At 70.6% G+C, this 15490-nt stretch carries 11 protein-coding genes; 5 read left to right on the top strand and 6 right to left on the bottom strand.

What is annotated here, in order from left to right:
- The first annotated feature begins 96 nt into the window (after window positions 1-96).
- From C1N74_RS09685 to mmsB, 5 genes are all read left to right on the top strand, one after another.
- A complete protein-coding gene (locus C1N74_RS09685) occupies window positions 97-1104 on the top strand; it encodes a LacI family DNA-binding transcriptional regulator (RefSeq protein WP_023950239.1) in 1008 nt (335 codons plus the stop codon).
- Window positions 1105-1260: 156 nt separating this feature from the next.
- A complete protein-coding gene (locus tag C1N74_RS09680) occupies window positions 1261-1977 on the top strand; it encodes an L-ribulose-5-phosphate 4-epimerase (protein ID WP_071919348.1) in 717 nt (238 codons plus the stop codon).
- Window positions 1978-2040: 63 nt separating this feature from the next.
- Entirely contained in the window at window positions 2041-3168 is a 1128-nt protein-coding gene (gene chvE, locus C1N74_RS09675; RefSeq protein WP_064955581.1) for a multiple monosaccharide ABC transporter substrate-binding protein, read from the top strand.
- 97 nt (window positions 3169-3265) lie between these two features.
- Window positions 3266-4795: a multiple monosaccharide ABC transporter ATP-binding protein gene (gene mmsA, locus C1N74_RS09670; RefSeq protein WP_023950245.1), complete on the top strand. Its 1530-nt coding sequence runs from the start codon at window positions 3266-3268 to the stop codon at window positions 4793-4795.
- Window positions 4796-4818: 23 nt separating this feature from the next.
- Window positions 4819-6051 (top strand): multiple monosaccharide ABC transporter permease, encoded by a 1233-nt coding sequence (gene mmsB, locus C1N74_RS09665; RefSeq protein WP_023950246.1) that lies wholly within the window; start codon window positions 4819-4821, stop codon window positions 6049-6051.
- Between the two features lie 108 nt (window positions 6052-6159).
- Here the strand turns inward: mmsB and C1N74_RS09660 are convergent, their stop codons facing one another.
- The 6 genes from C1N74_RS09660 to C1N74_RS09635 all read right to left on the bottom strand — a co-directional run bounded on the left by C1N74_RS09660 (window position 6160) and on the right by C1N74_RS09635 (window position 15485).
- Window positions 6160-7101, bottom strand: coding sequence for an NADP-dependent oxidoreductase (locus C1N74_RS09660; protein WP_088381065.1), 942 nt, complete (start codon window positions 7099-7101; stop codon window positions 6160-6162).
- A gap of 20 nt (window positions 7102-7121) precedes the next feature.
- The gene (hrpA, locus tag C1N74_RS09655) at window positions 7122-11093 is read right to left on the bottom strand and encodes an ATP-dependent RNA helicase HrpA (RefSeq protein ID WP_137750424.1); all 3972 of its coding nucleotides are present in this window, start codon (window positions 11091-11093) and stop codon (window positions 7122-7124) included.
- Between the two features lie 31 nt (window positions 11094-11124).
- Window positions 11125-11841 carry a hypothetical protein gene (locus C1N74_RS09650; protein ID WP_036304804.1) on the bottom strand — a complete coding sequence of 239 codons (717 nt, stop codon included), beginning with the start codon at window positions 11839-11841 and terminating at the stop codon, window positions 11125-11127.
- Between the two features lie 62 nt (window positions 11842-11903).
- Entirely contained in the window at window positions 11904-13355 is a 1452-nt protein-coding gene (locus C1N74_RS09645) for a protein kinase (RefSeq protein ID WP_137750423.1), read from the bottom strand.
- On the bottom strand, window positions 13348-14202 hold the full coding sequence (locus C1N74_RS09640) for a PP2C family serine/threonine-protein phosphatase (RefSeq protein ID WP_023950256.1): 855 nt from the start codon (window positions 14200-14202) through the stop codon (window positions 13348-13350). Before C1N74_RS09640 ends, C1N74_RS09645 begins: the two co-directional genes overlap by 8 nt.
- On the bottom strand, window positions 14202-15485 hold the full coding sequence (locus C1N74_RS09635) for a DUF5684 domain-containing protein (protein WP_137750422.1): 1284 nt from the start codon (window positions 15483-15485) through the stop codon (window positions 14202-14204). The genes C1N74_RS09640 and C1N74_RS09635 overlap by 1 nt, the downstream gene beginning before the upstream one ends.
- Window positions 15486-15490: the final 5 nt, after the last annotated feature.

Here is a 15490-nt window from a genome sequence, read left to right as displayed (position 1 = left end):
TGTGACTGTCACATTCCCCCGGCGCGTGTTTTCGAAACTTGCCGGTGCATAATGGGCTCGAGCCGATGTGAACGTGCGCATCGGGCCGGAGGAAGCATGAGCGAAGACGCTGCGGGCCGTCGCCCGAGCATTCGCGATGTCGCGCGGCTGGCCGGCGTATCGCACCAGACGGTGTCGCGCGTCCTGAACAACCATCCGAGCATCCGCCCCGAGACCAAAGAGCGCGTGCTCGCCGTGATGGCCGAGCTCGACTACAGCCCCAATCGTGCCGCCCGCGCACTCGTGACGAGCAGGTCGCACACCATCGGCGTGCTGACCTCGTCCGCGACGCAGTACGGCCCCGCATCCTCCATCGCGGCCATCGAGTCGGCTGCGCGCGAGCGCGGTTACTGGGTCTCGACCGCCAACGTCGACGCCCGGGATCCGAGTTCGATCCAGGCGGGGCTCGCCCACCTGGTGGCGCAGGCGGTCGAGGGGCTCGTCGTGATCGCGCCGCAAGTGCGCGTGTTCCGTGCTCTCGCCGCCCAGCCGATCGGCATTCCGTACGTGACCCTGCAGTCGACCGAGGTGGACCCGGGCCACGCGCTGTCGGTCGACCAGATCGCCGGCGCCCGGCTGGCCACGCGCCATCTCATCGAGCTCGGCCACCGGTCGATCTACCACATCGCCGGCCCGCAGGACTGGATCGAGGCCGAGGCGCGGATGCGCGGATTCCTCGAGGAGATGAGCGACTCGGACATCCCGACGACGGCGCCCGTGCTGGGGGACTGGACTGCGGAGTTCGGGTACTACGCCGGTCGTGAGCTGCTGCGCGTCCGGGACTTCACCGCGATCTTCTCGTCGAACGACCAGATGGCGCTCGGGCTTCTGCACGCGATTCGCGATGAGGGGCTGGACTGCCCCCGCGACATCAGCATCATCGGATTCGACGACATTCCCGAGGCGGCGCACTTCTGGCCGCCGCTGTCGACCGTGCGCCAGGACTTCGCCGAGCTGGGGCGTCGCTGCGTGGACCTGCTGCTCGGCCAGGGATCGGGCGAGGTGGACCCGGCCGTGCTCGTGCCCGAGCTGGTCGTGCGGTCCTCGACCGGCGCGCGCCGCTGAGCCGTCGTTATCGATCCGAGACACGCCGGGAGTTGACACCCCCGATCCGACCGTGGCTATAGTGTCGCAATGTGAACGGTCACATTGATCGTCACACGATCGAGGCCCGCCGAAGGTGGCGGGCGAAGGAGCACTCGAGTGGCACGCAACGCAGCGATCAGCAGCGAGTATGTCGATGGCGTCAAGGTCGAAGTCGCGGTGGCGCGGGTTCGGGCCGAGGTGGCGTCGCTGCACGCCGAGCTGGTGCGTTACGGGCTGGTCGTGTGGACCGGCGGCAACGTGTCGGGTCGGGTTCCGGGGGCTGATCTGTTCGTGATCAAGCCGTCGGGGGTGTCGTATGACGAGTTGGCTCCGGAGAACATGATCGTGTGCGATCTGGACGGCAATGTGGTGCCGGGGACGCCGGGCAGTGATCGGTCGCCGTCGAGTGACACGGCCGCTCATGCGTATGTGTATCGGAACATGCCCGAGGTAGGTGGTGTGGTGCACACGCATTCGACGTACGCGGTGGCGTGGGCGGCGCGGGGTGAGGAGATCCCGTGTGTGATCACGGCGATGGCCGATGAGTTCGGGGGTCCGATTCCGGTGGGGCCGTTCGCGATCATCGGTGATGACTCGATCGGCCGGGGGATCGTGCAGACGCTTCGGGGGCATCGTTCTCGGGCGGTGCTGATGCAGAACCATGGGCCGTTCACGATCGGGTCGAGTGCGAAGGATGCGGTCAAGGCTGCGGTGATGGTGGAGGACGTGGCTCGCACGGTCCACATCGCCCGGCAGGCGGGGGAGCTGCTCCCGATCCCGCAGGACGCGATCGATGCGTTGTACGACCGGTATCAGAACGTTTACGGACAGACCACCGACGACCGCCGGTAGCCCCGCACCGGGGCGCGGTCACCATTTCCCGCAAGACAGTGAAGTCACTGGAAAGGACACACAGTGAACAAGAAGTTCCTGTTCGCAGCAGCGACGCTCGCCGTCGGCGCCCTGGCGCTCTCGGCCTGCTCCAACACCGGCGGCGGCGCCGGCGGCGGTGAGGGCGGCGGCGACGGCGGCCTCATCGGCGTCGCGATGCCCACCAAGAGCTCGGAGCGCTGGATCCAGGACGGCGACGCCGTCAAGAAGGCACTGGAGGACCAGGGCTACCAGGTCGACCTCCAGTACGCCGAGGACGACATCCCCACCCAGGTCTCGCAGATCGAGAATATGATCACCAAGGGCGCCGAGGCGCTCATCGTGGCCTCGATCGACGGCACGACGCTGACCGAGGCGCTGCAGAACGCCGCGGACGCCGACATCCCCGTCATCGCCTACGACCGACTCATCAAGGGCACCGAGAACGTCGACTACTACGCCACGTTCGACAACGCGCTCGTCGGCCGTCAGCAGGCATGGACCGTCCTGAACGGACTCGGTCTGACCGACCTCGAGGGCAACCCGCTCGACGGCGCCCCCGCGGGCCCCTTCAACATCGAGCTGTTCGCCGGCTCGCTCGACGACAACAACGCGTTCTTCTTCTGGGACGGCGCGATGGAGGTCCTCGAGCCCCTCATCGACGACGGCACGCTCGTGGTGAAGTCGGGCCAGACCGACATCGAGCAGGCCGCGACGCTGCGCTGGGACGGCGAGACCGCTCAGAGCCGCATGGAGGACATCCTCACGGCCAACTACTCCGACGGCACGCAGGTCGACGCGGTCCTCTCGCCCTACGACGGCATCTCGCGCGGCATCATCTCCGCGCTCGAGGGCGCGGGATACTCGCTCGGCGCCGAGTGGCCCATCATCTCGGGCCAGGACGCCGAGGTCGACTCGGTCAAGGCGATCCTCGCCGGTGAGCAGTACGCCACCATCTTCAAGGACACCCGCGAGCTCGCCAAGGTCGCTGCCGACATGGCCGCCGCTGCCCTGAAGGGCGAGGAGCCCGAGGTCAACGACACCGAGACGTACGACAACGACGTCAAGGTGGTCCCCTCGTTCCTGCTGGCCCCGGTCCCCGTCGTGAAGGACAACGTCGAGTCCGCTCTCGTCGAGACCGGTTACTGGACCGCCGAAGAGCTCGGTCTCTGAGCCGCGGCATCCGCCCATCCTCGGAACGGCGGCGGGAGCTTCCCCGCTCCCGCCGCCGCACCCGAGAAACCATCCACCCCACAAGGAAGTCGGAGACGTGAGCGAAACCATCCTCGAGATGCGCGGGATCACCAAGACCTTCCCCGGCGTCAAGGCGCTCTCGAATGTCAATCTCGCCGTCCAGCGCGGCGAGATCCATGCGATCTGCGGTGAGAACGGCGCGGGGAAGTCGACCCTCATGAAGGTGTTGTCGGGGGTCTACCCTCACGGCACCTACGACGGCGAGATCGTCTACGCGGGCGACACCGTCGAGTTCAAGAATCTGCGCGACAGCGAGGCGCGCGGCATCGTCATCATCCACCAGGAGCTGGCGCTCAGTCCGTACCTCTCGATCGCCGAGAACATCTTCCTCAACAACGAACGGAAGGGCGTCGGCGGCCTCATCGACTGGAACAAGACCAACTTCGCCGCCGCCGAGCTGCTGCGTCGCGTCGGGCTCAAGGAGAACCCGACGACGAAGGTCAACCAGATCGGTGTCGGCAAGCAGCAGCTGGTCGAGATCGCGAAGGCCCTGTCGAAGGAGGTCAAGCTCCTCATCCTCGACGAGCCGACCGCCGCGCTCAACGACGAGGACTCCGACCACCTGCTCGACCTGATCCTGAGCCTGCGCGAGCAGGGCATCACGTCGATCATCATCAGCCACAAGCTGAACGAGATCAAGAAGGTCGCCGACACCGTCACCGTCATCCGCGACGGCAAGACCATCGAGACGATCTCGAAGAACGACGTCACCGAGGACCGCATCATCAAAGACATGGTGGGCCGCGACCTCGAGCACCGCTACCCCGACCACGAGCCTCAGATCGGCGACGAGCTGCTGCGGGTCGAGAACTGGACCGCGCACCACCCGCAGGACCCGACCCGCGTCGTCGTCGACGACGTGTCGGTGACCGTCCGTGCGGGCGAGATCGTCGGCATCGCCGGGCTCATGGGCGCCGGGCGCACCGAGTTCGCGATGAGCCTGTTCGGTCACAGCTACGGCACCCGCATCTCGGGCAAGGTGTTCATGCGCGGCAAGGAGATCCGCACGCGCACCGTCTCCGAGGCCATCGCCAACGGGCTCGCGTACGCCACCGAGGATCGCAAGACGTACGGCCTGAACCTCATCGAGGACATCAAGCGCAACATCTCGATGGCGTCGCTGAAGAAGCTCGAGAAGGCCGGTCTGGTCGACGACAACGAGGAGTTCTCGGTCGCCAACCAGTACCGCAAGAGCATGAACATCAAGGCGCCGACCGTCCTGGCCAAGACCGGCAAGCTCTCCGGCGGCAACCAGCAGAAGGTCGTGCTGTCGAAGTGGATCTACTCCGATCCCGAGGTGCTCATCCTCGACGAGCCCACCCGCGGCATCGACGTGGGGGCGAAGTACGAGATCTACACGATCATCAACAAGCTCGCCGCAGCGGGGAAGGGGATCATCGTGATCTCGTCCGAGCTGCCCGAGCTGCTCGGCATCTCCGACCGCGTGTACGCCCTCTCCGAGGGGCGCATCACCGGTGAGCTGCCCATCGCCGACGCGACCCCCGAGTCGGTCCTCAAACTCATGACCATGGAGAAGCCCCGCTGAGCGGGGCCGCAGGAGATCCTCGAATGTCTCAGAACCTGAACGCTCCCGAGACCGCCGCCGGCGGCGGGATCAACCCGAACGAGAACCGCTTCACGCGGTGGCTCGGACACATCCTCGCCGACCTCGGCAAGAACGGCATCTTCATCGCGCTGATCGCGGTGGTCGCCCTCTTCGCCATCCTCACCAACGGCATCCTGCTGCGCCCGCAGAACCTGTCGAACCTGGTGGTGCAGAACGGCTACATCCTGGTGCTGGCCATCGGCATGGTGATGATCATCATCGCCGGCCACATCGACCTCTCCGTCGGATCCGTCGCCGCGTTCATCGGTGCCGTCTCCGGTGTGTTCGCGGTCAAGATGGGCATGCCGTGGTGGCTCGCCATCGTCCTGTCGCTCCTGATCGGCGCGCTCGTGGGGGCCTGGCAGGGCTTCTGGGTCGCCTACGTCGGCATACCCGCGTTCATCGTGACATTGGCGGGCATGCTCATCTTCCGAGGTCTCGCACTCGTCGTGCTGGGCAACGCGAACATCGGTTCGTTCCCCACCGAGTACCGAGCGCTCGGCAACGGCTTCCTGGCGGGCATCTTCGGTGAATCCGATCCCGACCTGTTCACTCTCGTCATCGGCGCGCTCGGTATCGTCGCCCTGATCGTGCAGCAGTGGCGCACCCGCGCCGGACGCCAGAAGTACTCGCAGGACGTCGAGCCGCTGGTCTGGTTCGTCGCGAAGCTCGCCCTCATCGCCGTCGTCATCGGATGGTTCACGTGGGCGCTCGCCTCATACAAGGGCATCCCCGTCACCCTGATCGTGCTCGCGGTGCTGGTGCTGGTGTACGGCATCGTCATGAACCGCACGGTGTTCGGCCGCCACATCTACGCGATCGGCGGCAACCGCCACGCGGCCGAGCTCTCGGGCATCAAGACGCGCCGCGCGGACTTCTGGCTGTTCGTCAACATGGGCGTGCTCGCCGCTCTCGCCGGACTCATCTTCACCGCGCGACTGAACCTCGCCGGCCCCAAGGCCGGTGACGGCTTCGAACTCGAGGCGATCTCGGCGGCCTTCATCGGCGGCGCGGCGGTGCAGGGTGGTGTCGGCACCATCGGCGGTGCGATCATCGGTGGCCTCATCATCGGTGTGCTCAACAACGGCATGTCGATCATGGGCATCGGCATCGAGTGGCAGCAGGCCGTGAAGGGTCTGGTGCTGCTGCTCGCGGTCGCCTTCGACGTCTACAACAAGCGGCGCTCGGGCAACTGATCCCGGCGCGCACACGAAGCGGCGCCCGCGCCGGCATCCTTCCGAGGATCGCCGGTGCGGGCGCCGCTTCGCTGTGCGCCACAGAGCCACCGCCGGGCGGTCAGGCGGTCAGGGCACGAGGGTGATCTTGCCCGGCGTGTGGGCCGCGACGAGACGGTGGGCCTCGGCGGCTTCGGCGAGGGGCAGCTCGGGCCCCAGCTCGACGCGGAAGGCGCCGGCGGCGAGCAGCGCCGCCACCACCGGGATCGCCTCGGCCCGCCACGCGACCTGCTGCTCGGTGAGCGGTTCGGGGCTTCCGCCGGAGAACGCGCGGATGCCGAGCCCTGCGGCATCCGCTCCGCGTACGATCGTCGCGATGCGCGACCGGTCGGCGACGAGCTCGAGCGAGACCTCGAGCGCTTCGTCGGTGCCGGCGCAGTCGAGCGCCACGGTCACGCCCTGCGGCGCGGCAGCCCGGACGCGGTCGGCGAGTCCGTCGCCGTATCCGACGGGCGTCGCGCCGAGCTCGCGGACGCGGTCCGCGCGGGCGTCGCTCGCCGTGGCGACGACGGACGCTCCGCGGAGCCGGGCGAACTGGATGGCGGCCTGACCGACCGACCCGCTGCCGCCGTGGATCAGCAGGGTGTCGGCCGGGCCGACGTCGAGGGACCGCAGCGCCTGGTACGCCGTCGCCACCGGGATGCCGAGCGCCGCGCCGACGGCGGGGGAGACGCCGGCGGGGAGAGGCGTGAGCTTGTCGGGCGTGACGACGATGTCGGTCGCGTAGACGCCGCTCGCCCCGAACACCACGACGTCGTCGCCGACGCGAAAACCGTCGACATCGGCGCCGACCTCGGTGACGACGCCGGCGCCGTCGTTGCCGACGCGCCGGGGCTTCGAGATCGTGGCGGAGGGCCGCAGACCCGCCCGGAGCTTGTGATCGATCGGGTTGACCCCGGCCGCGGTCACGCGCACCCGCACCTGACCGGGGCCCGGCGCGGGCACCTCGATCTCGCTGAGGGTGAGGACCTCGGGTCCGCCGAACTCGGAATACGTCACTGCATGGGCCATGGGGCCACGCTACCGACTGATCAGCCCGTGCCGGCGAGCGTCTTGGTGATCCGCTGGATCGATACCGGCTCGGCGGTGCCCAGGCGCTGGGCGAACAGGCTCACACGGTACTCCTCGAGCAGCCATCGGGCATGCCGGAGGTTCGCGGGAGCGTCGTCGGCCGGCGGGATCGTCCCGCCCGCCTCGGCGAAGAGCGCCGCGGCGCGCTCGAACTCCGTGAGGCGCTGCCGGTCGCGTCCGGGATTGTCGCTCAGGGTCGACACGCGATCGAGGGCGCCCTGGAGGTAGCGGGGCAGGTGCGCGAGACGGGCGGTTCCCGTCCGCGAGAGGAACCCGGGGAACACCAGCCCGGCGAGCTGCTGCTTCACATCGCCGAGAGCGGCGAGCAGGACCATCGAGTTCTCCTTGCGGATCGCCCGCTCGACGTCGCGCTGAAGGGTGAGGATGCGTGCGCTGAGCGAGACGGTCTGGAACAGCTCGTCGACGACAGCCGCCGAGAAGGCGTCGCGCACCGCCTGGAACTGCGCCGGCGTGCGGACGGATGCCGCGGTGCGGTCGATGACGGCATCGGCCACGGCGACGCGCGCGTCTTCGATGAGCGCCTTGGCCGACGGGTACGGGGAGGCCGCGAGCGCGAGCTTCTCGGGCGCCGTGAGGTGATCGAGGACATAGGTCGCCGGAGACGGGACGGACAGCAGGACGAGCCGCCGGACGCCCGCGAGGGTCAGGCGGCGGGCCCGCTCCGGGGTCGCCTCGATGCGCAGGGCGACGGAGGCTCCCTCGTCGACGAGGGCGGGGTATCCGCGCACGACGCCGCCGGCGACCCTCGTGTCGACGAGCTCGGGAAGGTCGCCGAAAGTCCAGTCGGTCAGGCCGGTCTGCTCGGCGATGCCCGACCGCTGGTCGCCCGCCGGCCCCGCGGCCGTCGCCCCGGCGGGAGATCCTGCGGCGGGTGACGCTGCGGCGGGCTGGGCTCCAGGACGCGGGGCGGCCTTCGCGAGCGAACGCGCGACGGAGGCGCGGCTGCGGCTGGCGAGCCGTTGCTGCAGCTCGGCGAGGTCGCGCGACGAGCCGAGCGGGCGCCCGCGCTCGTCGACAGCGCGGAACGACATCGACAGGTGGGCGGGCACGCGCTCGAGGTCGAAGTCGGCCGCCGTGACGGGCTGGTTCGCGACGCGCTGGATGCGAGCGGCGAGCGCGTCGCGCAGGGTGCGTGCGGGAAGGCCGTCGTGTGACTCGGGGCCATCGCCGGCCAGCTCCTCGGCGAACCGCGATGCCCAGTCGGCGGCGGGGACGACATGCCGACGGATCGCCTTGGGGAGTGCGCGCAGGAGCCCCGCGATCAGCTCGTCGCGCAGCCCCGGCACCTGCCAGTCGAAGCCGTCGGGGCGGAGGGAGGCGAGCAGCGCGAGCGGCACGACGACGCTGACGCCGTCATCGGGGGCGCCCGGTTCGAAGCGGTAGGCGAGTGACAGCACCTGATCGCCTTGTCGCCAGCGCGCGGGGAAGGCGCGTTCGTCGCTGCCCGCGGCATCCCCGGCCAGGTCGCCCTCGGTCATGTCGAGCAGGCGCGGCGTGCGTGCTGCGGCATCGCGCCACCACGCCTCGAACGACCGCACGTCGAACACGTCGCGCGGGATGCGGGCGTCGTAGAAGGCGAAGACCGCCTCGTCGCCGACGAGGATGTCGCGGCGCCGCTCGCGCTCCTCGATCTTCTCGAGGCGTCGCCGCAGTTCGAGGTTGCGTCGCTCGAACGCGGTCAGGCGCTTGTCGAGGTGCGCGGAGTTCCAGTCGCCCTCGACGAGCGCGTGGCGCAGGAACAGTTCGCGTGCGAGCTCGCGGTCGCGTCCGGCGAGCTGCACGCGGCGGCGTGGGACGATCTCGACACCGAAGAGGGTGACCTTCTCGGCGGCGACGGCGGCCCCGGCATCCTTCGACCAGTGCGGGTCGCTCATCGACCGGTGGGCGAGATCTCCGGCGAGCTCCTCGGCCCAGGCGGGATCGATCGCGGCCACCGTGCGCGCATACAGTCGCGACGTCTCGACGAGCTCGGCGGCCATCACCGCGTCGGGCGAGGCCTTGCGCAAGCCCGACCCGGGAAAGATCGCGAACTTCGCGCCGCGCGCGCCGCGGTACTCGGCGCGCGGACGCGTCGGCTTGCCCCCGCCGCTTCGGCCGGTCGCGGCGCGGGCGGTCGCGGTGCTCCGGGTGTCGAGCACACCGATCTGCGAGAGGAGACCGGCGAGGACCGCCCGGTGGACGCGGTCGGGATGCGCCGCGCCCGTTCCGTCCGAGGAGGGCTCGTCGCGTCCGCGCTTTCCGCGGTCGCGATCGCCGCGGGCGAGCGTGCTGAGCTGGCGGTGGACGTCGAACCACTCCCGGACGCGTACGTAGTTCAGGTGCTCCGCCCGGCAGGTGCGGCGGAACGCGCTGGAGCCGAGCTCGCGCTGCTGATCCTGGAGGTGGTTCCACAGGTTCAGCAGCGTCAGGAAGTCGCTCGTCGGGTCGGTGAACCGCGCGTGCAGCCGGTCGGCTTCCTCGCGTCGTTCCTCCGGGCGCTCGCGGACATCCTGGATCGACATGCCCGCCACGATCGCGAGGACGTCGCGGGTCACGCCGAGGGCGCGCGCCTCGACCAGCATGCGCGCGAATCGCGGATCGATCGGCAGACGCGAGATCTCGCGGCCGGTGTCCGTCAGCCGCCAGGCGCCCTTCTCATCGCGGCGCACCGCCCGCAGCTCCACGAGCAGATCGAAGGCGGCCTTCACGCCGCGGGAGTCCGGCGGGGTCAGGAACGGGAAGTCCGCGATGTCGCCGAATCCGAGCGCGAGCATCTGAAGGACCACCGACGCGAGGGAGGTGCGGAGGATCTCCGGCTCGGTGAACTCCGGACGCGAGGTGAAGTCATCCTCGGCGTAGAGCCGGATGGCGATACCCGCCGACGTTCGGCCGGCTCGACCGGCGCGCTGCTGCGCCGATGCCTGCGACACGGCCTCGATCGGCAACCGCTGGATCTTCGACCGGTTGCTGTAGCGCGAGATGCGTGCCGTGCCCGCGTCGACGACATAGCGGATGCCGGGAACGGTCAGGCTCGTCTCGGCGACGTTGGTGGCGAGGATGACCCGGCGCCGCACCCCCGCGACCCGCGAGGGCTCGAAGACGCGGTGCTGCTCCGCGGCGGAGAGCCGCCCGTAGAGCGGCAGCACCTCGGTCGGGCGGGCATCCTTCGCATATGCCGAGCGCACGGCGTCCATAGCGTCGCGGATCTCGGCTTCGCCGGGGAGGAAGACGAGCACGTCGCCGTCGGCTTCGCGGTCGAGCTCGCGCAGAGCCGCGACGAGCCCGTCGACGTCGTCCGTGGCCGTCTCGTCATCGCCGGAGTCGTCGTGCGGCCGGTACCGCACCTCGACAGGGTACGTGCGACCCGAGACCTCGATGATCGGCGCGGGGGCGCCCTGGGCGTCGGCGAAGTGCGCGGCGAAGCTCTCGGGGTCGATCGTCGCCGAGGTGACGATGACCTTCAGGTCGGGGCGGCGGGGGAGGATGCGGCGCAGGTAGCCGAGGAGGAAGTCGATGTTGAGCGAGCGCTCGTGCGCCTCGTCGATGATGATCGTGTCGTACCGGCGCAGCATCCGGTCGCGGTGGATCTCGTTCAGCAGGATGCCGTCGGTGACCAGCGCGACCTGAGTCTCGGCCGAGACCTGGTCGGTGAAGCGGACCTTGTAGCCGACGGCCCCGCCGAGCGGGACCTCCATCTCGGCGGCGATGCGCTCGGCGACCGTGCGCGCGGCGATCCGGCGCGGCTGCGTGTGCGCGATGCTCGTGCGCCCGAGCTCGAGGCAGATCTTCGGCAGCTGCGTCGTCTTGCCCGAGCCGGTGGCACCCGCGACGATCACGACCTGGTGATCGCGGATGGCGCGCGCGATCTCGTCCCGTGCCGCGCTGACGGGCAGCTCGGGCGGGAAGGAGATCACAGGGGCGGGCGTGGACACAGCCCTCCATCGTACGGCGCTGCGGCGCGTTTCAGGCTTGTTCGTCGCGGATCTCGTCGAGGAGCGGCAGGTCGGCGGCGGTCACGAGGCGTGAGAGAACGGCGTGCTCGACCAGACGCGCGCGGCGATTGGTGGCGAGCTTGCCCACGCCGCCGCGGAGGCCGCGCACGCCCTCGCGGTCGAGCTTGTCGCAGACGTTGTCGAGCTTGCGGTTGAACGTCGTCAGCGGCCAGCCCAGTCGCTCCGCCGCGGCTGCCGACGTGGGCACCTGGCTCGAGCCCACCATGCCGCCGCGCAGGATCGGCTCGCACATGGCCAGGAGCAGCAGTCGCTGGCTGGAGGTCAGCGCGACCGCACCGACGGTCGTCGTGCCGACGTGCTCGTCCGCGGTGCGGGGGAAGCTGTCGCGGACGGTGAAGCGCGACCCGTCGGTGTGCACCGTCAGCTCGTACGTGTAGGCGCCCGCCGTGAACATCACCACGAGAGCGGGGAACACCAGCGGAACGCGAGCGCCGGGGCCCAGCACCGCCTGGTAGGCACCGTCGGGCGTGGCGAGACTCACCGAGATCGACTGGCCGATGTTCGACAGCCACCACAGGCCGTGCTCGGCGTCGATCGCGAGCAGCCGTCGGTGCAGGTACGGGTTCGTGTCGATGACGAGGTCGGCGTCTCGCCCGATCGCGTAGGTGGTTCCCGCGACGGGGCGGAACCACTCGCCGCAGAACTCGATTGCGACGCTCTCGGCGATCTCGCCCGCGGCGGCGCCCACCTCCTCGCGGTCGTGCTCGTCGGTGTCGTTGTCGATAGCTGTCATGCTCCTCCTCCGATCATCATCACGACGGCTGTCGCGGCGGCGCCGAGGACGATGGCCCCGATCCCGATGACCGCGATGACCGTTGCCGTGCCACGACGTCGCGACGCGGTCGTCGGCGCGGTCTGTCGAACCGGCGCCTCCACGCGGACCCGGGACACCTCGGCGAGCCGGGGCGTCGCCCGGACCCGGTAGCGCTCGCCGTCGTCGTCCGGTCCCATCGCCAGACGTTCGGTGTCGACGCGGCCGCGGACGAGGTCGTCGCGCCGCTCACGGCGCACGAACGCCGTCGGCTCGCTGTCGGGATCTGCCGCGGGCGCCTCGTCGCGTGCAGGGACATCGGTCGCGGCGGGGATCGACCGGAACACCAGACGCGTCCGGTCGTCGTCCGGTCCGGTGTTCCGGACGGACAGCACGGTTCGATCGTCGTCGGAGACGGACGTGCGAGCCGAGAGGACGGTGCGCTCGTCGGAATCCTGGTCGACCGGACCGTCGTCCCCGGGGCTGCGGCGGCGATGGGCGATGACGGTGCGGTCGACCCCATCGGGCTCGGGGTCGACATCGTCGCCGGCCCGGCGCCGGCCGGCCAGCACGGTGTGGTCGTCCGCGGGGGCATGCCGGGTCGACAACACGGTGTGGTCGTCACCGTCGGAGGCGTCAGCGCTCGGCTCCCGAGCGTCGAGGTGCGTGATCGGGAGGTGCCGGTCCGCCTCGATGCGCTGCAGCGCCAGACCGAACTCGGCGGCGGTCGGACCGCCGCCCGCCTCTCCCGCCCCGAGAGTCGTGAGCACGAGCGTCTCCAACTCGGCGGGCACCGAATCGGCGCCCTCGAGGGGTGAGGCCGTCTCGGCGATGGGCCGTCCCGTCAGCAGCTCGGTCGCCGCGACGGCCAGGCCGTGCACATCCGCGGCCCGCGCCGCCGGGGTCGCGTTGCGCTCGCCGCGGCGGAGCAGGGCATCGGTGTCGAAGCCGATCAGCGCCGGCCACCCGTAGTCCGTCGTCAGGACGTTCTCGATGCGGATCCGCCCGTGGGCGAGCCCGTGCCGGTGCGCGGTCTCGACGGCGCCGCACAGGCGGACCAGCAGTCGGAGCGCCTCGGGCACGCTCATCGGTCGGCGCGACGCCGTCTCGGCCAGGTCGGCGCGCGAGCAGTACTCCATCACGAGGTACGGGCGACCGTCGTCGGTGGTGCCGGCGGAGTGGATCGTCGCGACGCTGGGATGAGCGGACAGGGCGACGAGTCGAGCGGAGGCCGCCGTGAAGACCGAGCGCTCATCATCGTCGAGCGGGTCACGGAGGACCTTCACCGCCGCGGGGTTCCGGCCCGCAGCATCCCGGTACAGGTGCACGTCGGCGCGATCGCTCGACGCCAGGATCCGCTCGGGCCGACGGCCGTCGATGTCGCCCGGAGCCGGCAGGGGCTGTCGCGACCGCCGGCGCAGCTCAGCCATGGTCCGCTCGGCGGCGTCGAGAGCGCGCCGTGGCGACCTCGACCGTCGCGGTGACCGATTCGCTGTTCATGATGCCTCCGGTCGTGTCCTCGAGGCGGGGACTGATGCCGCCCGCGACGACGTCCAGCACGATCGTGCTGATGTTGTCGCGGCCGCCGTGGGCCAGGGCCTGGGCGACGAGGGACTCCGCCGTCTGGGCGGGGGAGCCGCCCATCATCAGGCCGGCACGGAGCGCCTCGTCGGAGAGTTCCCCGGTCAGCCCGTCGGAGCACACGACGATGCGCTCACCGGTGACGATCGGGATGAGCCAGAAGTCGGCGCGGCTGCGCTCGCCGCCGATGGCGCGGGTGATGACGTTCCGGCCTTCGTACGTCGCCATCTGCTCGCGCGTGAGCTGACCGGCGTCGACCAGCTCCTGTGCCACCGAATGGTCGATCGTCAGCTGCTCCAGCCGCTCGGCGAGCAGTCGGTAGACCCGCGAGTCGCCGACGTTGACGATGAGCCAGCGCCGCACACCGCCCTGCTGAACGGCGACGACTCCCGACAGGGTGGAGCCGGCTCCGCGGGAGGTTCCGGCAGCGACGACGGCGACCGCCGAATGAGCGCGCTCGACGGCGTCCGCGACCTCCTCTGGCCGCAGGTCGTCGCGACCGACCAGCGGCCGGAAGACCTCGATGACCGCGGCCGAGGCACGGTCGCCCGCGTCGTGTCCGCCCATGCCGTCGGCCACGACGAACACGGGATACTCGGCCAGCAGCGCATCCTCGTTCACGGATCGACGGCGCCCGGTGTCGGTCCGGCTGCCGCTGGTCACGTGGACATCGATCGGAGGCGTCGCGGTGGTCATCAGGCCTCGGTGAGCTCGAGCTCGGCGTCTCCGAGGTGGAAGACCCCCGAAACGGGCGTCGGTCCCGAGGCCTCGACGTCGTCGGGGCCGACGAACACGCCGTTGGTGGAGGCCAGGTCGGTGATCGTCCAGCCCGAGCCGGTGTGCTGGAGCAGGGCGTGCGTCTTCGAGACCGTGCGGGTGACGTCGTCGATCGCGATCGCCTGCGCATCCGGCGCCTGATCGGGCGCGAGCGGGTTGCGTCCGAGCACGACGGCGGTGGCCGACAGCGCGACCGACGACCCGTTCGGCAGCCGGAGAGTGGCTTGCGGACCGCGTCGTGCGGCGAGGACGGTGCGTTCGTCGACGTCCCCCTCGTCGGCCGCGAGAGCCGGAGCGGGAACTGCAGCGGGAGCCGGCGAGGGTACCGCAGCGGCCGCCGGGGCGGGGGCGGACCACGACTGCGGAGCCGGATCGGCCGGTGCCGCCTCGGCGGGCGGGGGCGGCGGAGCCCACGGGCTCGCGCTGATGGGCTCGGATGCCGCGGGGGCGGCCGGCGCGGCGGGCGGAGCGGGTACGCCGGGTGCAGGGCTCGACGGCGCGAAGAGCGGCGGCGCGGGCACCGCGGCGGGTGCCGGTGTCGCGAGCGACGCGGCGACGGGCGATGTCGGCACCGCCGGACCCGCGGCCGGGGCCGCGGACGTACGGAACGGCCCGGGCTCGGCCGGTGCCTCACGGCCGAGCCACCGCGCCGAGCCCCAGCCGACGACGCTCGCCCACACCGGGAACAGCAGGGCGCCCAGCACGACGAACCCGGTGCCCAGTCCGAACCCGCGGCACAGGGCGCGCAGCATCCGAACGTGGATGACCAGGGCGAACGCGATGAAGGCGAGCCAGATGAGCGATGGCACGATCGCGGCCGCGGCGAGCGCGCCGGCCGCGCTGCCGGCGTCACCGCCGAAGCCCGCGTTGAGCGCGATCCCGGCGAAGATGCCGGCGACGACGCCGGAGATGATGGTCACGAGGACGGCGCCACCGGCGAGCACGGCTGCCCACCACCCGCGCATGCCGGCCAGGACGAAGAGCTCCCAGATGTTCAGCACCGGCACCCAGGCGCGCCACGGATCGATGCCCGTCTTGCGGAACACGGCGGTGAGTGCGAACGCCGTCCAGACGTAGATCCCGATGCCGACCACGACCTGGACGATCCCGAGCGCCGCGAAGGCGCCCGTGGGGCCGCCGTTCGAGCCGCCGAGCGCGATGACCGCCGTTGCGTGGTCGATCGTGAAGCCCTGTGCCTTCACCTGTT

Source organism: Microbacterium sp. SGAir0570 (assembly GCF_005491085.2).
Lineage (GTDB): Bacteria > Actinomycetota > Actinomycetes > Actinomycetales > Microbacteriaceae > Microbacterium > Microbacterium arborescens.
This window is presented reverse-complemented; position numbering and strand designations above follow the sequence as displayed.